Origin of the sequence: Maribacter sp. BPC-D8 (assembly GCF_035207705.1) — a bacterium.
Taxonomy (GTDB): Bacteria; Bacteroidota; Bacteroidia; order Flavobacteriales; family Flavobacteriaceae; genus Maribacter.
In genome coordinates, this window is the sequence record NZ_CP128187.1 from 530,117 (window position 1) to 554,774 (window position 24,658).

A 24,658-nucleotide genomic window follows, 5' to 3' on the forward strand; every position below is an offset into this window, starting at 1 on the left:
GAGCATTTTTTATATTCTTTACTCGATAATCGAGATTTGAATGCTTCGAGGCTTGCCCCGAAATTAAACGTAAATTTCCTTTTAATACCTTACGGGCTTGCCCCGAGGTAATTTCCTATGAAAGTATTCTAGTCGGTATTCCTTAATTTACCTGCTAGCTCATTGATTTTTATACGGAAGACAATAGACGAATCTTCAGTGTCTATTTTTGCAGAAAACTCACTTATACATTTAGGGTTTTTACCGTAATTATCTGAAATTACTTTTTTAACTCCCTCAGAGAATTCATGTAACATATGTTTCGCATCGATACGAGAAAGTTCTTCAAATGTGCCTTGTACCAAAACAGATTTCCAATTAGTAATAGTGGTAATATTATCTATAGATAGACACACTGCCGGGTTTTTTCTCATTTCCTGAATCTTATGTCCTTCAGAAGAATAGCTTGTTATGGTGTTAGTATCTGAATCGTAGAAAAACGTAATAGGTACAATATGTGGGCATCCACCAGAAATATAGGCTAGTCTACCAATGTAGTTTTGCTTCAGTAATGTAGCACATTCCTTTTCATTTAAATTTCTTCTCATGACCTATTGTTGTTTGTTGATGCGATAAAAGTATAAATCATTGAATTAGTGGTACATGATATTCGTCAGTAGTTGAACGAGATTAGCAAAATCGTTAGATAAAACTAGTATAGTTAATTTAAATAACTAATAAATTAAGCAAACAAGGTAAAAGTTTTAATCCTTGATTTTGAAACGATCATACCTTTTCCTGAAAGTATAATTTTAATAATTTAACAATATTTGAAAGTAGAAAGCGTTAGATATTACCTACAAAATTAGATTGATTTTGTAGGATAACCAACGCACCACCAATGCTAACAAAATATAAATTATTTCTACTTTTTTTTATCTGTGTTTGCTCATTTGTACTTGGTCAAGAATTTAATGAGGTAGCCCGTATATTAGCCCCAGATGGTACCACCTATAACAAGTTTGGCAGTACGGTAAGTATTGACGGTAATAATGCTGTCGTAGGAACCAATAGAAACGGTACTGATGAAAATGGGCTTAATCCTATGCAAAAATCAGGCGCAGGGTACTTCTTAAAAAAAGATGAAACTGGTACTTGGAATGTGGTTCAAAAGGTGGTGGCATCAGATCGATCGAGTGAAGACGGATTTGGCACAATGGTAGCTATAAGTGGCAGGTATGCTATGTTGGGTGCACCTTTCGAAGAAAACGGAAGTGGTATAACCCTTAGATCTGATCATGGTTCGGTTTATGTATTTTGGCTTAACGATGTAGGTATTTGGACAGAAGTGCAAAAGTTAGAAGCTCCTTGGCAATACACCAAATTTGGGTTTCCTATTCACCTAGATGGTAATAGAGCCATGATCGGTGCTAGGGAGAAAACAATATTATATAGAGATGAATTTAATCAATCTCAATTGCATAAAGATGCCGGTGCTGTTTATGTGTTTGAGCTACAGCCAAATGGAGAATGGGTGCTCACTGCTGAGATGGAAGCTTCTGACCATGAATCTTCCGATAATTTTGGTAAAGGCTTAAATTTTTATGGAGACTATGCTGTTGTTGGCTGTCCTAAAAAAAGTGTAAAGACGTCATTTAATACTGAAATTGATAATGTAGGTGCAGTTTATGTTTTTAAAAAACAACCTGATGGTTCATGGTTGGAGGTTAAGAAAATGATACCCTCCCATATTGCGTCAGATTTATCTTATGGAGAATCTGTAGTAATCAGTGAAGATCAAATTATAGTAGGTACACAGCACGAAGCTGTAGATAATGGTAATGGAGGTGTTGCACAAAATGCTGGTGTCGTATATGTGTATAACAAAAAAGAAAATAAAGATGATTGGGAAGAAGTACAAATATTAAAAGCAGATTCGCCATATCAAAACGGAATTTTTGGTGATGATGTGTTGTTGAAAAACAGTACGTTAATTGTAGGTGCACCAAGAACTTCAATTTATAATCCAGAGGACCAAACTAATTATGCAGGTGGTGTAAGTTATATTTTTAGAAAAGATAATGATGGATTATGGCAGCAAGAGCAAGTTGTTAAAGGTTCTAGCGTAAACAGTTTTGATTATTTTGGTCAGCATAGTTCTTTTGATGGTACTACCCTTATCATTGGAGCGCAAGATCATATAGGTGCAGATAATTATACTTCTAGAGTGGGGGCGGCATTCATCTATGAGTTAGATGGTGAACCTATAATAAACATTAATGTTACTGCCTTAAGAGATATTTCAGAGAACGATACCGAAGGTGAATTTACATTTACCTTATCTGAAGCATTAATATCAGATACAGAGATAATATTTGCCATTTCAGGTACAGCTACTAATGGTACGGATTATGATTTAATTACCCATAGCGTTACTATACCAAGCGGTGATACCGAATATACATTACCAATTTCTGCTATTGATGATGCTATTGTTGAGGGTGGAGAAGAAGATATTACTATAACACTTGTAAGTGCATCCAACAGTGTTGAAATTGGTACGATGGCAACTGCCAATATGTTAATTGAAGATAATGATTCGGTAGAAGCCAGTATTGTTGCTGTACAGACCGCAAGTGAAGCAGGGCAAGAAGGTCAGTTTTTATTTAGACTTACGGAAGCACAATTAACAAATACGGAAATAATATATACTATTTCGGGTACTGCAACAAACGGCACTGATTATGATGTAATTATGAATACAGTTATCATACCAAGTGGTGAGACCGAGTTTACATTATTAATTTCAGCCATAGATGATGCTAATGTTGAGGTAGGTGGGGAAGATATTGCTATTACATTAGAAAGTGCATCTAATGATGTTGAAATAGGTTCAACGGCAACAGCAAATATACTTATTGAAGATAATGATGCTGTAGAAGCTAGTATTGTTGCAATTCAATCTGCCAGTGAAGAAGGTCAAGAAGGTCAATTTTCATTTAGTCTTACAGATGCATTGGCAACAGATACAGAAATAATTTTTACCATTTTAGGTACAGCAATTAACGGTACTGATTATGATGAAATTATCAATACGGTTACAATACCAAGTGGTGAGACCGAGTTTGTATTATTAATTTCAGCCATAGATGATGCTATTGTTGAAGTTGGAGGAGAAGATATTACTATCACAATAGAGAGTGTCTCTAATAATGTTCAAATAGAATCAAATGCAACTGCCAATATATTTCTAGAAGATAATGATGATGAAGATGTAATTATAGAAGCTAGTATTGTAGTGACTGAGAACGCAGGTGAAACTAGTACGAGTGGTTCATTTACAATATCAATATCAAAGGCAATGCAAGAAAGCACAGAAATAGTGTATTTAATTTCTGGTAATGCAGAAGAGGGTATAGATTTTAGTAGTTTAAGTGGCTCGGTTACAATACCCTTGAATACAACTAGTGTAACTATACCTATTACTGTCATAGACGATAATATCGTTGAAATTTCTAGCGAGCAATTGAGTATATCTTTAATTTCTGCTAACAACAATGTAATTATTGGCAATGAGAACATTGCCACAATGTCAATAGAAGATAATGACATTTCAGAAGTAAATATTATTGGCATTACTGATGCAAGCGAAAACAATGTATTAGGTGTTTTTGAAATAACCCTAACTAAACCCATCAATCAAGAGGTCTCCATTTCATATGTGTTAAAGGGATCTGCAGAATTAGATATTGATTATACCATAGAAAGTAGTGTGTTTATGATTCCTGTAAATACCACAAACTTTTCTTTGATTATAAATCCTATAGATGATACGTTCGAAGAAATAGGAGGGGAAGAAATAATTATTGATTTAGTATCTGAACAGGAATATCTAAATCTCGGTTTAAATTGGAAAGGGAGCATACAAATTTTAGACAATGATATTGCAAAAAGTAAACAACCATTGGTTTTTCAAGAACCTATTGTTTACCCAAATCCTTCTTATGGAGCTTTTACAATAGATTTCGGTGTAGAAGGTACTAAAGGCGCAGTTATTGAAATTTTTGATATATCAAATAAGAGAGTATATAGCGAAATACTAACTGAAGGTCAAACAACTTTGAGTATCGAAGGCATTATATCTCATGGAGCTTACACCTTAAAGATTTTGAACAATGGTCGAAAAATTACCAAACGAGTAATTAGACTCTGATTATCAATAAGCAATCTATAATTAAAATAATAGAATATTTTTAAAATATATAACCAATGTTAAAATTTCACCAGCTTTTATTTTTCGTACTTTCTTTTTGTTTTAATTTCAGTCAAGCTCAAGATGAAAAACAGATTAGTTTGGAGGATAATTTTTCGATTGAAGATTTCGGTTTTACTGATAAAGGCAACTTCTATACCTTAGAATTAGTAAAAAAAATGGATTATGAATCACGGTATAGGGTATGGGGTGAAAATTTTGAATTATTGGGTACAGTTACTACTGAAGATGATATTAAAAAATATGAATTTCAATATCCCTCCGATAATGGTAGATCTTTTGCTTATAATGATAGATTAGATTTAGCAATAGGGAGTAGTTCGTCAATTAAATTCGATAAAGGAGAATTTGAAAGTATTAATCTGTATCATCAATTTTTAACGGATAATAAATTTATAGGTATTGGAAAGAAAATAGAGGGAAAAGAATTGAAATTTTCATGGAACAACGTCATAGAGAATAAGGAGATTTTATCATTTTCCTACTTTATGTTCGTAAAAGATTTAGAATCGGGCAGTATTAAGGTATACCCGATATCAAAACCAGAAGATTGCGAATTGAAGGATAACAATACTCAAGTACTATATTATGATGATGATAATATTATTATGTCATTCATAAAGGAAACTAGTACAATAGAACGGTCATATATTGTCGCCACATATAGCACTACAGGAAGGAAGTTAAATGAAAGAGAATTGAAGTTTTCTGTTGATAATCCTGAAAATGAAAAGTTTGCTATTGTAAATTTAGAGAATGGTGGGTTTGATCAGACAACTACATCAGATAATTCTGGTTTTGGAAATTCTTTAAGTAAAACAGATGTAGATACACATACCTTTGCCAATGACAAAAGTCAGGGAGATATTAGATATGATGCTTTAGAAAAAACATATTATATATATGCAGGTATCAAACCTAAAAAAGGCGATTCGGGTATCTTAATTCAAAAATTTGATGAAAAAGGAGAATTAATTTGGCGTAAGAATCATATTTTTTCTGAAACAAGCTTTCACTATATAAACAGTTTTAATCGATTTCTCACTTTTGATGTTTATCAACCATTTATCGGAGTTTCTGTATACTCTACCAAAGGAAAAAATTACTGCGATTTTTATGTGATTGATAAGAATTCTGGAGAGCTTAAAGCTTCTAAGAAGTATAAGAATTATAATTTCTTTAGAAAATCTAAAAAATATAACGGACTAGGTGCAGAATATAAGATTAATTCAGACGGTTTAAAAAATCTTGGTATCGATAGGAGTATAATCTATAGCTCTTTGTATAATGATAAATTCAATAATTATATTCAAGCCTTAAATGCTGAAGGGCGGTTTTTGATTATAGGTGAGTACACTGATGATGGATTTAATTTAGTGGTAAGTCCTGAATCGGGAAACCAATTTAGGTTCAAGAAGTTTATAATGAACTAATCCCTTCATACCCACATTACATAGTAATTATAATCTTAAAACAATTTCCATGAACGAATTCTAGTTTATACCCAACGAATACTAAAAGGCACCCATTTTACGAGTAGTTCGCAGTTAGATTTGACTTCAAATAATAATAATCTAAAACTACGATCATGAAACTACTTTACACCTTTTTACTGTGTTGCACCATCTTCACAGGCTTTTCTCAAGATAATGACAGTCCGTATTTATTGGTATCTACAGAAGATGCGATTATACCCTTAAAATCTTCAAAAACAGAAGTTGAAATATCTGGTACTATTGCTCATGTTCGGGTAACACAGGTATATCAAAATAAAGGGGCAGGGGCAGTAGAAGCTAAATATGTATTTCCGCTTTCTACTCAAGCAGCGGTTCATAAAATGCAGATGACTATTGGCAACCGTATTGTAAATGCCAAAATATTTGAAAAACAAGAAGCCCAAGAAGTATATGAAACCGCTTTGAGCGAAGGCAAGCGAGCAGCGAAGTTAGACCAAGACAGACCCAATGTATTTAAAATGAATGTGGGTAATATTATGCCTGGCGATGAAATTGCCATAGATATCTATTACACAGAAATATTGGTGCCTGTAAATGGGGAATATCAATTTGTAGCACCAGGTGTTGTTGGTCCGAGGTTTACGGGTGAGAGTACTCAAAACGAAGAGAGCTTTAATATGCCATACACGGCAAAGGGTATTGCAGATAGTTTTGATTTTGATATGACAGTGACCTTAAATGCGGGTATGATTATTCAGAATATAAACAGTACAAGTCATAAAGTAACTGTAAAGCATCCTGATGCGAAAACAGCCGAAGTCTTTTTATCCGAAGAAAATAAGAATCCGTCGAACAGAGATTTTATCTTGAATTATAACTTACGAGGTAATCAAATACAAACAGGATTATTGATGTATGAAGGGGAAGATGAGAATTTCTTTACCTATCAAATGGAGCCTAATAAGAATGTGCAGTTAGATGATATTCCGTCACGAGAGTATTTGTTTATTGTAGATGTATCAGGTTCAATGAACGGATACCCTTTAGAAGTATCAAGACAATTAATGCGAAACCTACTTTGCAATTTACGAATGAGCGACACCTTCAATGTTCAGTTATTCGCTTCTAGTTCAACTGTTTTCAGTGCGACACCGGTAGAGTCGACCGAACAGAATATTGAAGCTGCCATTCGTTTTCTGTCTGAAGGTCAAGGCGGTGGTGGTACCGAATTATTGAGTGCATTGCATGAAGCCTATAAATTACCAAGAAAAGATTTAGGTAGTGCCCGTTCAATGGTCATTATTACCGATGGTTATGTTAGTGTAGAAAAAAAAGCTTTTGAGCTGATCAGTAGTAATCTAGACAAAGCCAACGTATTCACCTTCGGTATAGGATCTAGCGTCAATAGATATTTAATAGAAGGTATGGCTAAAGTGTCGAACAGCGAGTCGTTTATAGCAACGACATCAGAAGAAGCGGCAGAAGTAGCTAAAGACTTTGCAAAATACATTTCTACACCATTGTTAACACGCGTAAAAATTGAATCGAAAGGCTTTGATATGTATGACCTAGCCCAAAAAAGTATACCAGATGTATTCGCTGCGAGACCGGTAATTATTCACGGTAAGTATAGAGGTAAGGCTGAGGGTAAAATTATTGTAACCGGGTATCAAGGCAAAAAGAGATTTAGAGAAGTGTATAATGTATCTGACGGACACTTAAGCAAGTCGAATAAAGCATTACGTTACTTATGGGCAAGAAAGAAAATAGGGGAGTTAGATGATTATAGTAACCTATTTAATGAAGACGTAAAAGCACAAGTAATTGCCTTAGGCTTGAAATACAACTTGTTGACCAACTACACTTCTTTCGTAGCTGTGGATGAAGCCATAGTAAATGAAGACGGTACATTAACTAAAGTGAAGCAACCGTTGTCAATGCCAAATAATGTAAATAATTCAGCCGTTGGTGCAGAAGCAGAGGTCAAGGAAAGTAGCAAATTCAAACGCACTTTTACCATAGATTTTGAAAACGAAATAGAGAAGAATATAAAAAGACAATTGACGATGGAGTTCAAAGTGATGTATAGCAAACTAGTAACCGAATACTTAGAAAAGTATGAAAGCTTGCGCATAAAATTCAATGCACAAGGCAAGGTTATAGGTGTAGAGAAATTAGAAAATGGTAGCTGGACTGTGGATGAAAGCATGCTATTAGAACTGGAGAAAATCACCTTGAAATCGGTTAAAAAAGAAATGACCATAACTCTGAAAAAATAGGTAGTTAGTTTTAGTTAGTTGGTTCTCCGAAAGGAGAAGAAGACCTGTAAGATTTATGAAATCTTGCAGGTTTTTCTTTTGTAATAACCTGAAGGAAGAACAGGTAGAGTATGAATAATTACAGCATGTTCAACGAATTCTAGATGAGATGCTACGAATACTAGAACGCCACCCAAAAAGCCCTGTGTCTACTGTAATTTAGTAGTGTAGAAAGATAACAACTAAAATAAATATCATGAAAAACTTAATCCTATTCGCCTTTTTATTCAGCATTTGTATCACCAATGCGCAGCAGTTCGAATTAACCGATACCTATGATATCACAAACCAAAGAAGTAGTGTTCAAGAAGATAAAGACACGTGGTTGGTAGATGTAGTAGCATCACAAAATCCAGAACGTCTTGTGGCTACAATGTCCATTTCAGATTTCGGCTTGTTAGATGAAATACGCATCTCGGTTTTAAGTAATCCGGATTTAGAAGATATCAATGAAATCTTAAAAGTAACATTAGAGTATAACGCCTGCTGTTCAAGCACAGAAGAGTTTTATTATTTGGTAAGTAATGACAATGACTTTATCGCGCTGCCAAGTATTAAAAACGAGTATGCCTACGAACCTATTTCAGACATACACTACATTTTTCCTAACCAATCATTTGGCAAAGAAGGAACCATACTTAGAGCAGTATTAGAATACACAGAAACAGCTACAATTAAAGATATTAAAGTACTTAGAAGCATTGCCTGGAACGATGATGATTTTGATACTGAAGACGCTATAACAGCAATTAATTATTAATAACCCTTAAAATTTAGAATTATGAAAAATTTAAAGAAAAGTGCCTTATTCCTATGCTTATTTGCATTTGTAAACATGTTCGCCCAAAGTGTAGAACAAGTAGAATTTGAAGTGATGGATAAAGATATTCCTGCCGAAGAATTAACGTATGAGTATTTATTGGCTCACAAAGTATTTCTACGTGAAAAGCCATCTGTTAGAAGTGAAAAAGTAACACTTCTAGATATCGGAACTAAAATGGTATTGTGGGAAAAAAGCATGTACTCTAAAGAAATAGATGGCATCAATAGCCACTGGTACCGAGTAACCACAGGCAACGAAACCGGATGGGTTTGGGGAGGTATGATCGCTCAGAAGTCCTTTGGTAGTATTGCAGACAACCAAGTGAAGTTTGTTTATGGGTATGAAAGTAGTGCCAAAAACGAAGCGGGAGTTACAGAAACAAAATTTCAGTTACGTGCTTTTAAAAACGGACAACAATTAGACAAAATGGTATTAGATAGTCTTGCTGCGATTCCGGTTCATATTGAAAACCATGGTAGTTTAGGTCTGTTTAATGTAGAAGATGTGATTACCATAGATTTAGTAGATGCAGATTCTGGCTACCAAGTTGGTAAGAGCTACTTGTTCTGGAACAATGGAAGGTTCAAAAAAGTGGCAAGTTTAATAGACTATGCGGATACCAATTATTTAAAGACTGAGTCTTTTGTTTTTCCTTCGGATATGCAAGGTGTTAAGAGTACCATTTTGTTGAAAACGACCATTACAAAAAACATCAAAACACTAGATGATGCCTTGGCACAAAACAACGTAGAATTCATTACCACTTCGTATGAATGGAACGGATCTAAGTTGACTAAAAAAGAAGAAGTTCGTGAGATCAAAGATGATGCTGTAGTAAGTATAGACTTTTAAAAAATAGCTATGAATAAGTGTTTAATTATAGTATTGGTTTATGTGCTAATGCTAGGTAGTAAGAAGCCGTTTTCGCAACAGTCGGAAGCGGCACTTGCTTCACCTTCCAAAAAAGAAATGGTACAAGAAGCTATTGTTTTTATTGCTGGTTTTGATGAAGGTGATAACACCTATTATGGCAATGCCAAGCAATATTTTGAAAAACAAGGAATGCCAATTGTAGATAGTTTATATGCTATTGATGAGATTGTAAATTATTTGAATAGTTCAGGGGAGAACCAAGTGCGATTTAAAGAAATACACATTGTAAGTCATAGTAATGCCTGGTTGGGTATGTCACTAAAGACCACAAAAACAGGAGAGCGAATTACCGTAAGCACATTGCAAAATGCAGTACAAGATTATAGTATAGAAACGATGTGTGAAAACACTGCCAGTGGTTCTAAAATCATTTTTCATTCGTGCGGATTAGGAGAAAATCAACCCTTACTACAAGAATTGAAAAATACGTTTAAAGCAGCGCAAGTAGTGGCGTCATCATATTTTAATGTATTCGGCGGTAAATATGCAGATCATTATTTGGCAAAGCCCTATTACGGCTATTATCCAACAGCAGAATCTAAAGGACCTGCGCATCTTGCTACAGCGTTTAAACAAGAATATCCTGATGTAGAAATAGATTGGTTTACGGCACTAAAAACAAGACATGAATCTTCGTTTGGCAAAGCCTATAGTTTCAAATTTAATATTCCGGTAGATTGGGAGTTTACTTTTGATTCCGCTAGCGATATACCTACTTTAGAAGACAAAGAAGCAATTATGGACTGGATTTCAGAATCTCCAGAAATGGCTGAGGTGCTGTTTAAATTGAATATCCCGATAGAAAAATTCCGTTGGAGAAGTACTGTCCAAGGAAATAAACTAATAATAAAAGGAAAAACAACCGTACTCTGCGTATTGGCACCTATTTTGCAGCCTAATGATACCACTGAGTACCAGAACACAAACATACAAGACCCTTTATTATATCAAATATTATAGGCATAACAACGTTAGATAATTACTTAAAATAGAACACATATTTGAATCTGCTTAGTAAATACTTCTTATTGGTATTTTGTTTCTTTGGAACAATGTACGTAGCTGCGCAAAACAGTCAGCTACGAGCATATACCATTGCAGATGGTTTACCGCAATCTCAAGTTTATGATGTGCTACAAGATGAAATGGGCTACCTATGGTTAGGAACCCAAGGTGGCGGATTAGCAAATTTTGACGGAGAAACCTTCGAAGTATGGAATGAAAGTGACGGATTACTTTCCAATTATATTGACGCCTTATATACCGCAAACGATTCCCTTTTTGTGGGAACCAGAAAAGGACTTTCCATAAAAGTAAAGAACAACTTTGCAAATTTTAATTCCCCACAAATTCTTCAATTCTACAACACTGAAAATGTGTTGTATGTGGGAACTAAAAAAGGACTCTATACCTATTCTAAGAATAGTAAGCTCAGCAAGATTTCTATAAATGCTGAAATAGATTCCAGCGAAATTAATTCCATTCTTTTTGATGGAAATAACTATTGGCTAGCAACAAATAACGGATTGTGGAAGTTGAATGAATTGAGCGAATCAGCTGCTGAAAAGACTAAGGTTGAGGTGAATAATTTTAAGTCTGTCATTCAACATAATAACAAAATACTAGCAGCGACTTTTGATGATGGCGTTTTTATAATGGATAGTGAGAATACTGATAATCAGTTTCTAATGCCAGAGCCATCGCGTATAAATTCGATGTCCATTCAAAATACAGATGAACTTTGGATAGCTACTGATAATGATGGAATTACAATAGTTGAAACCAATAAATTCTCTGAGTTAAAACGACTAAATAAATCTAGCGGATTAGCGACACCACATATCAGAAAAGTCATAAATGATGATAATGGTAATCTATGGATTGCGACCTCTGGTGGCGGACTCTTCAAATACTTTCAGAACAATTTCAAACATTACGACCAAAGATCCGGCTTAAAAGGAAATCGTATTTATGCGGTACATAATGCCCCAGACGGATTATGGTTTTCGTCTTCAGAAGCAGGTTTAACAAAAATAGATTCTTTGGGTATTCATCCATTACCAAATGAAGGTTCGTTTTTCGATGTAAAAATTAAAACGATCGATAGCGATTCAAAAGGGAATATCTGGGCAGGTTCAGATAATAGGGGACTCCTATTTCGAGAAACTAAAATGGTCGATAGTTTGGTGTTCTCGTCGAGTGAAACCTTTTTAATACAGATAGATACCGTTTCCGTAGAAAGAACCACCAATCACATTATCGATGAAAGCAAAGGCTTTCCGTCAGATTGGGTGCGAACTGTAATTGCCGAAGATGATTATATATGGGCGGCGACGTATGCATATGGTATTGTGAAATTCAATTACTATTCTGACAATGATAGTCTGGTAGTTAGAAAAACCTTTTCAAAGCGAAATGGCATTACCGACATGCTAATAAAAGGCATGGTTAAAGGTCCTGATGGTAAACTCTGGTATTCCACACAAAATGGTCATTTGGGTTATATAGAAAATAATAAGGTGACGGGTATTGAAACCGGTTTGGAGCAGCAAACCGCAATCGGTACTATTTTGTTTCATGACGATACTATCTATTTAGGTACTTCTGGTAAAGGAATTTGGTATGCGAATAGTGCTAATCCGGTCAATTTTCAACAATTAAAAGGAAGCAAGAATTTATCTTCAAATAATATCTATCAGCTCATTTTCGATGAACAAGGTTATTTATGGGCAGGTTCAGAAAGGGGAGTCGATAAAATAGAATTGAACAAAGCAAATGAGATTGTAGACGTGTATCATTTTGGTAGAAATGACGGATTCTTAGGCATCGAAACCTGCTTAAATGCTGTAGATATAGATACGAATGGCAATATTTGGTTTGGTGCTATTTATGGGCTAACCAAACATATACCTAGCGATGGTAAAAAAGCCTCAACAGCACCAACAGTTTATTTTACAGGCGTAGAGGAGCGTTATAAGAGTATAGATTCTATAGTTTTAAAAGACTGGACGAATAGTAAAAAGGTACTACAATTAACTCCCGAGCAAACGCAACTTGGTTTTTCATTCAGAACAGTAGATGTAGACCACCCAAATGAAGTGGAATACAGAACAAAATTAGATGACACTGATTGGAGTCCGTGGGTGAAAGAAAACAAGCAGAATTTCGCCGGACTCGCATATGGTGGACATACCTTTTCGGCGCAGTCTAGAAATTACAGATGGCAAGAAAGTGAGCCTATCAAATTCAGCTTTTTTATCGATAGTCCGTTATACAAAAAAGATTGGTTTCAATGGTCGGTTTTAGCATTGGCGATATTGGTGTTATTGGGTATTGGTTTGTTTTATATCCGTAAGATAAAAGCAAAAAACAAAGCAGCTCAAGAGCAATTAAAAACTCAAAATTACCTGCTTACTTTAGAGCAGAAAGCACTGCAGTTACAGATGAATCCGCATTTTATATTCAATGTATTGAATGGGGTAAAAGCAATGGCTGGCAACAAGCCAGAAAAGATGGACGCCACCATCAACAGCTTTGCCATATTATTGAGAGAAACACTACAGAATTCTAGAAAAGAACATATTAGTTTAGACCAAGAAATAAAGGCATTGCGACATTATGTAGAAGTAGAACAATTGATGGCTCAGCAACCTTTTGAATGTTTTTTTAATATAGATACGAATCCTGATGCAGAAGAGATATTGATTCCGCCAATGTTGATTCAACCTTTTGTAGAAAATGCGATTAGACACGGAATATTAAAAGGAGATAAAGCAGGGAAACTTGAAATAGGATTCACAACCACAGAAACACATTTACAGTGTAGTATAATTGATAACGGATTAGGTATTTTTAAATCGCAAAGCGAAAAGCCAAAAACGGACCATCAATCAATGGCATTGACCGTTACCAAAGAACGATTAGAATCTATTGCAGGAGCAAATACCTTGCATATCAGTGAAATTAAAAATGAAGACGGTAACATTGATGGTACCAAAATTACCTTTAAAATTCCCTTACTAACAGATTATTAAAGACCTATGCATACAGCGATAATAGTAGAAGACATGATTGATGCTTTAACCCTTTTAAAGAGGGATATAGAGACGCAACATCCAGATATTGAAATTATCGCCACGGCACAGAGTGTAGTGGAAGCAGCGAAAGCGCTACGCAAGAATCAGCCTGATATTTTGTTTTTGGATATTATGCTAGGTGATGGTACAGGGTTCGATATTCTAGAGATTTTTCCCGATTTAAAATCCAAGATTATATTCGTGACCGCAAGTGATGAGTTTGCAATTCGTGCGTTCAAATTCGCAGCTATCGATTATGTGTTAAAACCCTATTCTAATGACGATTTAAGTTTGGCGATAGCTCGCGCAAAAGAGCAATTACAGCCCAATAAAGAGCGTTTACAGATTTTAAAGGAAACCATAGCAGCACCAGAAAAAAAGCCAGATAAAATATCGCTACATACGCTAGATCAAATTATCATCGTGAGTTTAGATGATATTATTCGATGTGAATCTGACAGTAATAACACCATTTTTCACCTTCAAGATAAACGCAAGATATTTGTAACAAAGACCTTAAAGTACTTCGCAGAACTTTTAAGTAGTCACGATTTTGTACGTGTACACCAAAGTCATTTGGTCAATCTACAATGCATCAGTGCCTATATCAAAACCGATGGTGGTTATCTAATGTTGAAAAATGGAGAGAATGTACCGGTCTCTGTACGTAAGAAAACCGAGATTATTGAGATTTTAGATAAGATGCATAGATAGGATAGTCTTTAGTTTATGTTATTTTGATTTCAGCAATCACTATGAATTTTTACAAAATATTTTATGCTTTTCTATTCTTTTTGATTTTTCAAGATGTTCATTCACAGGATACTTTGGATATGAAAGAGGTTTACATTGAAAATGACTTGGTCTATAAGTATTCAGACAATTTTCGTTTTACCGGAGTTGTACAGTTGAAAAGGAAAAAGAATGAAGTTTATTTTGAAGAGGTGTATAATGATGGCATAATTTTGTTTGATTATCAATATTTTAAAGGTTCTGACAGAAAATTAATATACAGAACCGACTATAATCGATATAAGCCTTGGTCAAAAGAAAAGGCGTTTTATTATCCAAAATCAGGTAAGTGGATTCAAATAACAAGCTATGACGAACACGGGAAAAAGATTTTGATTGAGAAGTTTGAAAAGGAGAAACTAATCTATAGTTGTCAATATTCAGGTAAGAAGAAAAACGGACAAGAGATTTGCTATGACGAAAATGGAAATCAATTAATTTTTCAATATGTGAATGGAAAAATATTGAGGGTAAAGAAATAGAAAGAAAAGTAGCTAAAAAGATTACTAAGGTGAAAACAATGTGTTTCGCGCAATTTCAATAATTTCTGAACGTTAAGTAATTATGTTTTTTGGTAACAAACTTCAAAAATGAAGACTTCATCCCAACTTATTTACTTTGGCTTATTTATAACACTTTTAGGTTTTGGAGATAATTCAGGCAAATTAATACCATCATGGATTGCATTTTTAATTGGTGGTTTAGCTTTGTTTTATGGTATTTATTTATACTATAAAGCAGAGAACAAACTTTTCTCACTTAATAACGATTGGAAATTTGATTGGAGAGCATTATCATCTAAAGTATATATTGTAATTGGAATATTAATCTTAAGGATGGACAGATTTATAGACTATATTAATGAAAATTTTATTTTAGATACTCTTCACTCGGTGATCGGATTGGCACTAATGCTATATGGTTTAAATCTTTTTTTCAAAGAAAAGCGAGAAAAGAAGGGTAGTGGTAACATTGAATAATATTTTGAATCAGTTGCATCGCTAGGGAGAGAGATGGGTCACCAAATAGGTCTTGTGCACCTCTTTATTTTTTATTTACTGGAAAACATAATATAAATAATTTGATAAAAAAGATTTTACTTGCAATTTCAGTATTAATGACTGGTTTTATAATAGCCTTATATTCTGATTCTTTTTTACGTTTTAAAGTACGAGATATTTACTTACTTTCAACTTTTAATAAAATTGAATTTATTGGAAAAGACTTTTTCTTTTTTAATAATGTTTCTTATTACATTGCTACAGCAGTAACATTTCTGATCCTATATTTAGCTAACTCAACAAGTACGATCGTTCTGTTTTTAAAAAATAGCTTTATCGCAGTTTTCATTTTTATAATTACTCTTCTTGCTTTATCAGCGATTGATGCTAATTTAAAACTAATTCAATGTACAGCTTGTGATGATGGTATTAAAGAATTAAAAAGAAATGATATAAATTATTCACTTTTAATTTTATCTGCTTTATTTGCTTCAATTATTCCAAGTTTAATACTATTGATTAAGAATAGAAATAAATCAGGGTGGGTGATTAAGAATAAACGTAATTCGGATTAACGTGTTAACTTAAAGGTCTGTATATATTTAGTTTATTGGCACCCACGCTGAATATGACAGAATTAATGCAGATACAATCTAAATAAATAGCATGAAATTGAAACCTATAAAATCTGATATTGATTACCGAAATGCGCTAAAGCGATTAGAAGTAATTTTTGATGCCCCTATTGACACAAAAGAAGGAGATGAAGGGGAGATACTTTCTTTGCTTATTGAGAATTACGAAAATGAACACTATCAAATTGAAGCTCCTGATCCAATTGAAGCAATTAAAATTCGAATGGAAGAGTTAAATCTGCGTCAGAAAGACTTAGTTGGTATTATTAGAGGAAAAAGTAGAGTATCTGAAATTCTAAACCGAAAGAAAAAATTAACGGTTGATATGATTAGAGAATTAGAACGCATACTTCATATTTCTGCATCGGTATTGGTTAATAATTATGAGCTTTCGAAGAAATAACAAAGATTATAATTTTATGATATGAAATTAGAATACATTTTAGAACGCAAAGATTTTATGGAATATCTTTTATTCTCAGCTTGGGAGAATAAAAAATCAAGGTATATAAAAAACATTTTAAAATTTTTCATTATTTCGATATTTGTCTATGCTGCGATAAATGCTTTTAACAAAGAAAATATTGTCCTATCAATAGTTTTTGGAGTCTTTGCAGTTCTGGTTTTTACTTTTTTTGGGAAGGTATTTAATTCGAAGTTGAAGAAACAATTCTCAGAAGTGGTGGATTTCAACTATTCGAAAAGAATTGGGGAAAAAGAAACAATAGAATTTTCTGCTGAAAACATGATTACAGAAGATAAAAATGGTATTGGTAAATTCAAAATTTCTGATATCGAAAAAATCAACGAAACTCAGAATAACTTTTTCATTAAATTATTAGATGGTTCTTCTGTAATAGTATCAAAAAATGGAATTGAAAATTCAGAACGATTTAAAAACAAATTCAAAGAATTGAATATACCTATAGTTAAACATTTATCTAGAAAATGGTAATAGTTATTTGTGAAGTAAAAATTCTAAATTAACTTTCTTGATTACAATTATTCTAAGGTTAATTATGAATTTGTTGTTTTAATGAATGCAATAAATTTATAATTGCACATAATCCCTAATGTATGTTTTTACCTTAAAATTAAAGTTCACCTCAATTCCCCTTCACCATCCTTCCGAAGAACAAAAAATCATACCCCTATTTTTCCATTATTCCCAAAAACATCACTTTTCGTTATATTTTATGTTAAGGTTAACATAATTGTTAAAAAACCCTGTCTACTTTTAGAGGGCTAGAATTTTAGGTGGAAAATTATCCACCAAACTTCTAGCGAATTTGGTTTTCCTTTCATACAAAGAAAATCAGCTAGTATCTAACTCACTATATATGTTATTCTTTGGGGTTGCATATTCGATTATAAAGAACCAATTTAAAACGAACACATGAAAAGAAGAGATTTTGTACAGTACGCCGGGTTGGGTGCCGGAGCATTAATGATGCCGTCATTATTGCTAGGAAAAGACATCCCGACGGAAGCTTTACTAGAACCAGGTATGGACGCCTTGATCAAAAAGAACATGGCAGATGTTGCCCTAAATACGGCAAAGTCACTAGGCGCTACATACGCTGATGCTAGAATCGGTAGGTACTTAAACCAATATGTGTTCACTAGAGAAGACAAAGTACAAAACGTAGTAAATACTGAATCTTTTGGTATTGGTATTCGTGTTATCGCAAATGGTACTTGGGGTTTTGCATCAACAAACAGTGTAACTCCCGATGGTATTAAGAAAGCAACAGAACAAGCAGTTGCTATTGCAAAAGCAAATTCTAAAATACAGAAAGATCCAGTAAAATTAGCTCCTGTAAATGCATACGGAGAGGTTTCTTGGAAAACTCCGATCAAGAAAGATTTTAAAGAAGTTCCTGTTTCAGAAAAGGTAGAATTATTATTAAGCGCCAATGCTGCAGCATTAGATAATGGTGCAGACTATGTAAACTCTGCTTTGTTTATGATCAATGAGCAGAAGTATTTTGCTTCTACCGACGGTTCGTATATAGATCAAGACATTCACCGTTTATGGCCAACGTTTAGAGTAACTGCAATTGATAAAAATGCAGGTACGTTTAAAACAAGAGAGAATATGAGTGCTCCTGTAGGTATGGGTTACGAGTATATGGACGGATTAGAATCTGAAAAGCTTGAAGGACCAGCAGGCTTACGATTATATAGAAATAGCTATGATATGGTAGAAGATGCTACCATTGGCGCGAAGCAAGCAAAAGAAAAATTAACCGCAAAATCTGTTGATGCTGGTAAGTATGATTTGGTGTTAGAACCGAATCACTTAGGGTTGACCATTCATGAATCTGTGGGTCACCCATTAGAGTTAGATCGTGTATTGGGTTATGAAGCCAATTATGCAGGTACAAGTTTTGCAACTTTAGATAAATTAAAATCAGGAAACTTCCAATACGGTAGCGATGTTGTAAACTTAGTTGCAGATAAAACGCAAGTAGGTTCATTAGGTGCCGTTGGTTATGATGATGAGGGAGTGAAAACGAAGAAATGGGATTTGGTACGTAATGGTGTATTAACCAATTTCCAAGCGATACGTGACCAAGTTCATATGATCGATCAGAATGAATCTCATGGTTGTTGTTATGCACAAAGCTGGGACGATGTTCAGTTTCAACGTATGCCGAACGTTTCTTTAGAGCCTGGTAAAGACAAGTATTCTATTTCTGAAATGATTAAAGATGTAGAAAAAGGAATTTACATAGCAGGTCGTGGATCGTATTCAATTGATCAGCAACGTTATAATTTCCAATTTGGTGGTACGGTGTTTTATGAAATCAAGAACGGAGAAATCGTTGGCATGTTAGAAGATGTAGCGTACCAATCTAACACTCAGGAATTCTGGAATTCTTGTGTTAAGATTTGCGATAAAGATGATTACCGTATGTTCGGTACTTTCTTTGATGGTAAAGGGCAACCTTCTCAATCTAGTGCGGTATCTCACGGTAGTTCTACTGCTAGGTTCAATGATGTAAACGTAATAAACACAGGTAGATCTATTTAATATAGGTTCACTCTAAAAAAGAACAACAATGGCAATTTATACAAAAGAAGAAGCAAGAAAAATATTGGAGAAAGCATTGAGCTTTTCCAAAGCCGATGCCTGTGAAATAAACTTAAGCGGCTATAATAGCGGCAATATCAGGTATGCAAGAAATACAGTGTCTACATCAGGTTTTAGTTCAAATCAAAGTTTGGCGGTACAGTCTAGTTTTGGTAAAAAATCGGGTACGGCAACTATTGATGAGTTCGATGACGCATCATTAGAAAAGGTAGTAAGAAGGGCAGAAGAGCTGGCGAATCTTTCACCAGAGAATCCGGAGTTTATGGAGCCTTTAGGTCCGCAGATGTATGACGAAGCTATCAGTTATAGTGAAGCTACAGCAAAAATTACTCCTGAATATAGAGCAGAAGTAGCAAACAAAAGTATTGTGCCTGCGGATGCAAAAGATGTTACCGCAGCAGGATTTTTAAATGACTCTTCCGGATTCAGTGCAATGATCAATTCAAAAGGATTATTTGCCTACAATGAATCTACAGATGTAGATTTTACCGTAACCATGCGTACCAATGACGGTACCGGTTCAGGTTGGGTTTCTAGAGATTTCAATGACGTTACCAAGTTTGATGCCGATGAAGCTGCAAACACAGCAATAGATAAGGCTGTTTTGTCAAAAGAGGCAAAAGCAATTGAGCCAGGTAAATACACGGTTATTTTAGAACCAGCTGCAGCATCAGATTTGTTGCGTAATATGTTCCGTTCTTTAGATGCACGTTCTGCAGATGAGGGTAGAAGTTTTATGTCTGCCGCTGATGGAGCAAATAAGCTTGGAGAAAAAATAGTTGATGAACGCGTAAATATCTGGTCAGATCCACTGAATCCAGAAGTGCCGACTTCTACTTGGAACGGAGAAGGGCAGCCTTTAAAGAAAACCTCTTGGATAGAAAACGGAGCGGTTAAAAACTTGGCATATGATCGTTTTTGGGCAAAGGAAAAAGGTGTTGATCCGGTTCCTTTTCCATCAAATGTAATAATGGCTGGTGGCGATGCAAGTTTAGAAGAGTTGATTAAGAGTACTAAAAAAGGAATTCTAGTAACCAGACTTTGGTACATACGTAGCGTAGATCCACAAACCTTATTGTATACGGGACTTACAAGAGATGGAACGTTTTATATCGAAAACGGACAAATTAAATACCCTGTAAAAAACTTCAGGTTTAATGAGAGTCCGATAATCATGTTGAACAACTTAGAGACCCTTGGTAAGCAAGTGCGTATCAATGGTAATTTAATACCATATATGAAAGTTCGTGACTTTACGTTTACGAGTCTTTCAGATGCAGTATAATTGATATTTTGATTAGGTAAACTGGTTGTTTGTGACATATCACAACAACCAGTTTTCTTTTTTCCTAGGGAATAAAAACACAAACTACTTGCCCTTGAGCAATGAATTTTTCTTTACGAGATTACAGTACGAGTCTGGCGATTGGGACGTTGACCAACGTATGCCCTCAAATTTGTTGAATTCATTGGTGGAGTATACCACGTTGAAAGTAGATACTCAAGAAAAGATTATTTCGCTGGCAAGCGATGATATTTTTAAGAGTCCGTTTTGCTATATATCGGGACATAAATTGGTGGAGTTTACCAAAAAGGAAAAAGAGAACTTTGAAAAATATGTGCGTAACGGAGGATTCGTTTTCGCAGATGATTGCAATCACGATATTGACGGATTGTTTGCCAAATCTTTTGAGCGGCAGATGGAAGAAATATTTGGTCCGTCCGAATTAAAAAAAATACCCAACGACCACGAATTGTATTCTATTTTCTTTGATTTCGAAAATGGACCGCCAACTACATCACAAGAACTGAATGGTTGGGGTGATGACTTGGTACACGAGTACCTGAAAGCTATCGTAATTAATGGTAGAATAGGAGTGTTGTACAGTAATAAAGACTATGGTTGTGAGTGGGATTATGATTTTAGAAATAAACGTTGGTACAAAATAGACAATACACGGTTTGGGGTCAATATAGTGTTGTACGCCCTTACTTCATAAATACATTTTTGAATGGATAAAGAATTACAACGTATTGCAGATGAGGTAGAAATGCTTTCCGGTAAATTGAGTGCTTTAAAGCAAGAGATCGGAAAGGTTATTATTGGGCAAGAAGAAACCGTATCGCAATTACTGATTACGTTTTTAGCCGGTGGTCATGCTTTGTTAGAAGGTGTACCGGGTTTGGCGAAAACGCTAATGATCAGAACTTTGGCAAATGCAATCGATTTAAAGTTCAAGAGAATACAGTTTACGCCCGATCTAATGCCTTCAGATATTATCGGGACCGAAATTTTAGAGGAAGACCATACCACGGGTAAAAAGTTCTTTAAGTTCAATAAAGGACCTATTTTCTCTAATATTATTCTAGCGGATGAAATAAACCGTACACCACCAAAAACACAGGCAGCCTTATTGGAAGCGATGCAAGAGTTTGAGGTTACCTACGGAGATAAAACGTATCCGTTAGATAAGCCATTCTTTATTCTAGCAACACAAAACCCAATTGAGCAATCAGGTACTTTCGTGCTACCAGAAGCACAGCAAGATCGTTTTCTATTATATATTAAAATAGGATATCCTACACAGAAAGATGAAGAAGCCATATTGAAGGCAACTACGGGAGGTATAAAAAAGAAGCTGAATAAGGTGATTTCTGGGGATGATATTGTACGGTTGCAACAGTTAGTTCGCGAAGTTTCTATTAGCGATGCACTGATCACTTTTGTGAGCGATATTATTCGTGCGACACGACCAGAAACCACAACAGATGCTTACGTAAAAGACTGGGTAGATTGGGGTGCAGGTCCGCGTGCAGGTCAAGCAATGATCTTAACAGCAAAGGCTAATGCCTTGTTAGAAGGTAGATTAGCAGTTACATTAAATGATATCAAAAGTGTAGCATTACCTGTACTTCGCCATAGGGTTTTGGTGAATTTTAGAGCTGAAGCGGAAGGCATCACTTCAGATAAAGTAGCAACTCATTTATTGAATGCGATAGAAATAAAAGGCAAGTAAATAACACTCCATTATTGAGTACATGGCAAAACAAGACTATCACGATTTATTAAAACCAGAAGTCATCAATACCGTTTCCGGATTATCACTGATATCTAGAATAGTAGTTGAAGGCTTTACGTCTGGTTTAAATAGAAGTGCAAGTGTGGGGCCTGGTATGGAGTTTAGTCAGTACAGAGGGTATCAACCAGGTGATGATTTACGGTTGTTAGATTGGAAAATGTTGGCACGTTCTGGCAGGTATTATATCAAGCAATCTGAAATTGAAAGTCAGGTAACCATCAAATTTATTGTAGATGCCAGCGCATCGATGTTACATAAAGAAGATACCATATCTAAAATGGATTTTACCCGTGTGCTCGTTGCAACACTAGCATATATGGCGCAAAAGCAGGGTGATTCTGTTGGACTATTTGCCCTCAACGATAGTGATGTGGTTAGTATTTACCCTAAGGCAGATAAAAAGCATTACAATCGGTTATTGCTAGAACTCATCAACCTTTCAAATAAAGGTAAATGGCCAGAAACCCATATTTCAAATAAACGCATACCGAATAGAGGGGGAAAAGAATTGATTTTTTTCTTGACAGATATGTATGAAACAGGAGCGGAGATTTCAAAGTTTGTTAAAGGATTAAAATCCGCGAGAAATGAAGTGGTCGTACTTCAAATTATGGGATCTGCAGAGATGGATTTCAATTACGGTTCAAATATCACTTTCGAAGATTTGGAAACAGGAGCACGAGTAAAAGTAGATACCGAGAAAGCAAAAACAGAGTACTTATCTGCTCTTGAAAGTAGATTGAAAAAGGTGAAAGACGAATTGCTTTCAAACGGTATCGATCATTATGTGTTTCGTATGGATGCACATTTGGGAGAAGCATTGCAATTATTTTTAAAACAACGTAAAAGACTCGGTTAATATGTCATTCGCACAACCTTCGTATTTATGGGCTTTATTGGGACTTTTAGTTCCGATAGCAATCCATTTATGGAGTAAGAAAGAAGCGAAAACTATAAAGATTGGCAGCGTTCAATTGTTATCAGAATCAAAATCGAGACAATCTAGCAGTATACAATTAAACGAATGGTGGTTGTTGCTTTTGCGTATGGTAATTATTTCGCTGATTACTTTGGTCATGGCAAAACCGCAATGGAAATCAAAGGTGAACAACAGTAAACTGACCTATGTTATTGAACCTGAATTAGCAAGGAATGAAAATTTCATGTCTCGTTTTATTGATTTGCAGTCAGATCAAGAAATAAGGCTTTTAAAATCTGGGTTACCTAAAAATGATATTGAGAATGCCAATTCAGAAGATTTTAGTAGTGTAGATTATTGGTCATTAGCATCAGAAATGGATGCCTTAGAAACCGATAGTATTATTGTTTTTACCAACGGATACGCAAAAGGACTAAAAGGAGCAAGACCCGAAACCAACCACCACATCAACTGGATAGTTTTGGACTCCGTACAAACAATTGAGAAGCCTTTACTAGCATATCAGACAGAGAAAAATATAACATTATTTACAACTAGTAATAGTCCGGTAGTTTCAAAAATAGCAAAGAAGAATATTGAAATAGGAGATGTATACCAATTGGCATCAAATGGCGATAGTTTACTGGTTTCAAGTTCAAGTTCTAGCTCAATCTCAAATTCAACAAGAATCCCTTTAATTCAGCAAAAGACAATAGAAGTAGCACTGGTGTATGCAGATAGTCTACGTTCAGATAAAACATATATAGAAGCAGCATTGGCGGCATTATCGACTTATTTGGATAGAGAAATAAAAGTCGAAAGCTATTTGGATAACGAAGTATTGGAGAATAAGAAAACAGATTTAACGATTTGGTTGAGTACTAAGCCTGCTCCGGTTTCAGCTCAAAAGACACTTGTATTTAAGAAGGATTCCATTTCTAATGCGCTGATAAAAAAGGGGGAAGATGAAAATACCTTTTATTTAACAGAAAGAATTAACACCGAAAATGCGGTTACTGGGCGATTAACAGAGAACCTATTAAACATTTTAGATGTCTATAAAGAAGTAATTGAACTACAAGCTAAAGCAGATATTCGCTCAGTGACAGAAGCAGACTTGAAAACAAATTTCATAGAAAATAAAGCATCGAAAACTCATCAAGCCAGCTGGAATCTGAATCCGTACTTATGGGTTTTTCTTTTAATATTATTAATTGTCGAACGCTTTGTAGCTTATAAACGAACTCAGTAATGGAATCAGGCAAACTACACTTG

20 protein-coding genes are annotated in these 24,658 nt (G+C 34.8%); 19 read left to right on the plus strand and 1 reads right to left on the minus strand.

All coding sequences use genetic code 11. From position 1 onward, the window contains the following. Positions 1 to 128: 128 nt before the first annotated feature. On the minus strand, positions 129 to 587 hold the full coding sequence (locus QSV08_RS02205) for a pyridoxamine 5'-phosphate oxidase family protein (RefSeq protein ID WP_324026180.1): 459 nt from the start codon (positions 585 to 587) through the stop codon (positions 129 to 131). Positions 588 to 880: 293 nt separating this feature from the next. Between QSV08_RS02205 and QSV08_RS02210 the strand changes: the two genes are divergently transcribed. The 19 genes from QSV08_RS02210 to QSV08_RS02300 all read left to right on the plus strand — a co-directional run bounded on the left by QSV08_RS02210 (position 881) and on the right by QSV08_RS02300 (position 24,635). Then, positions 881 to 4,192, plus strand: a complete 3,312-nt coding sequence (locus QSV08_RS02210) for a Calx-beta domain-containing protein (RefSeq protein ID WP_324026182.1) — start codon at positions 881 to 883, stop codon at positions 4,190 to 4,192. A 56-nt stretch (positions 4,193 to 4,248) separates the two neighbouring features. Beyond that, a complete protein-coding gene (locus tag QSV08_RS02215; RefSeq protein ID WP_324026184.1) occupies positions 4,249 to 5,685 on the plus strand; it encodes a hypothetical protein in 1,437 nt (478 codons plus the stop codon). 155 nt (positions 5,686 to 5,840) lie between these two features. After that, positions 5,841 to 7,988 carry a VIT and vWA domain-containing protein gene (locus QSV08_RS02220; protein ID WP_324026186.1) on the plus strand — a complete coding sequence of 716 codons (2,148 nt, stop codon included), beginning with the start codon at positions 5,841 to 5,843 and terminating at the stop codon, positions 7,986 to 7,988. 235 nt (positions 7,989 to 8,223) lie between these two features. After that, positions 8,224 to 8,787: a hypothetical protein gene (locus tag QSV08_RS02225; protein ID WP_324026188.1), complete on the plus strand. Its 564-nt coding sequence runs from the start codon at positions 8,224 to 8,226 to the stop codon at positions 8,785 to 8,787. 21 nt (positions 8,788 to 8,808) lie between these two features. After that, positions 8,809 to 9,702 carry an SH3 domain-containing protein gene (locus tag QSV08_RS02230; protein WP_324026190.1) on the plus strand — a complete coding sequence of 298 codons (894 nt, stop codon included), beginning with the start codon at positions 8,809 to 8,811 and terminating at the stop codon, positions 9,700 to 9,702. 9 nt (positions 9,703 to 9,711) lie between these two features. Further along, a complete protein-coding gene (locus QSV08_RS02235) occupies positions 9,712 to 10,743 on the plus strand; it encodes a hypothetical protein (RefSeq protein WP_324026191.1) in 1,032 nt (343 codons plus the stop codon). A 92-nt stretch (positions 10,744 to 10,835) separates the two neighbouring features. Further along, positions 10,836 to 13,817, plus strand: a complete 2,982-nt coding sequence (locus QSV08_RS02240; protein ID WP_324026193.1) for a two-component regulator propeller domain-containing protein — start codon at positions 10,836 to 10,838, stop codon at positions 13,815 to 13,817. 6 nt (positions 13,818 to 13,823) lie between these two features. After that, positions 13,824 to 14,573: a LytR/AlgR family response regulator transcription factor gene (locus QSV08_RS02245; RefSeq protein ID WP_324026195.1), complete on the plus strand. Its 750-nt coding sequence runs from the start codon at positions 13,824 to 13,826 to the stop codon at positions 14,571 to 14,573. A gap of 41 nt (positions 14,574 to 14,614) precedes the next feature. Continuing rightward, positions 14,615 to 15,133 carry a hypothetical protein gene (locus QSV08_RS02250; protein ID WP_324026196.1) on the plus strand — a complete coding sequence of 173 codons (519 nt, stop codon included), beginning with the start codon at positions 14,615 to 14,617 and terminating at the stop codon, positions 15,131 to 15,133. A gap of 108 nt (positions 15,134 to 15,241) precedes the next feature. Beyond that, on the plus strand, positions 15,242 to 15,631 hold the full coding sequence (locus QSV08_RS02255; RefSeq protein WP_324026197.1) for a hypothetical protein: 390 nt from the start codon (positions 15,242 to 15,244) through the stop codon (positions 15,629 to 15,631). A 101-nt stretch (positions 15,632 to 15,732) separates the two neighbouring features. Then, positions 15,733 to 16,227, plus strand: coding sequence for a hypothetical protein (locus QSV08_RS02260; RefSeq protein ID WP_324026198.1), 495 nt, complete (start codon positions 15,733 to 15,735; stop codon positions 16,225 to 16,227). A 91-nt stretch (positions 16,228 to 16,318) separates the two neighbouring features. Continuing rightward, positions 16,319 to 16,690, plus strand: coding sequence for a helix-turn-helix domain-containing protein (locus QSV08_RS02265; protein ID WP_324026199.1), 372 nt, complete (start codon positions 16,319 to 16,321; stop codon positions 16,688 to 16,690). A 21-nt stretch (positions 16,691 to 16,711) separates the two neighbouring features. Next, entirely contained in the window at positions 16,712 to 17,242 is a 531-nt protein-coding gene (locus tag QSV08_RS02270; RefSeq protein WP_324026201.1) for a YcxB family protein, read from the plus strand. A gap of 441 nt (positions 17,243 to 17,683) precedes the next feature. After that, positions 17,684 to 19,324, plus strand: coding sequence for a TldD/PmbA family protein (locus QSV08_RS02275; RefSeq protein WP_324026202.1), 1,641 nt, complete (start codon positions 17,684 to 17,686; stop codon positions 19,322 to 19,324). Between the two features lie 28 nt (positions 19,325 to 19,352). After that, positions 19,353 to 20,669: a TldD/PmbA family protein gene (locus QSV08_RS02280; protein WP_324026204.1), complete on the plus strand. Its 1,317-nt coding sequence runs from the start codon at positions 19,353 to 19,355 to the stop codon at positions 20,667 to 20,669. Between the two features lie 94 nt (positions 20,670 to 20,763). After that, positions 20,764 to 21,384, plus strand: a complete 621-nt coding sequence (locus QSV08_RS02285; protein ID WP_299800214.1) for a DUF4159 domain-containing protein — start codon at positions 20,764 to 20,766, stop codon at positions 21,382 to 21,384. A gap of 12 nt (positions 21,385 to 21,396) precedes the next feature. Continuing rightward, positions 21,397 to 22,401 (plus strand): AAA family ATPase, encoded by a 1,005-nt coding sequence (locus QSV08_RS02290; protein WP_324026208.1) that lies wholly within the window; start codon positions 21,397 to 21,399, stop codon positions 22,399 to 22,401. Between the two features lie 22 nt (positions 22,402 to 22,423). Next, positions 22,424 to 23,323, plus strand: a complete 900-nt coding sequence (locus QSV08_RS02295) for a DUF58 domain-containing protein (protein ID WP_324026210.1) — start codon at positions 22,424 to 22,426, stop codon at positions 23,321 to 23,323. A gap of 1 nt (position 23,324) precedes the next feature. After that, the gene (locus tag QSV08_RS02300) at positions 23,325 to 24,635 is read left to right on the plus strand and encodes a BatA domain-containing protein (protein ID WP_324026211.1); all 1,311 of its coding nucleotides are present in this window, start codon (positions 23,325 to 23,327) and stop codon (positions 24,633 to 24,635) included. Positions 24,636 to 24,658 lie beyond the last annotated feature (23 nt).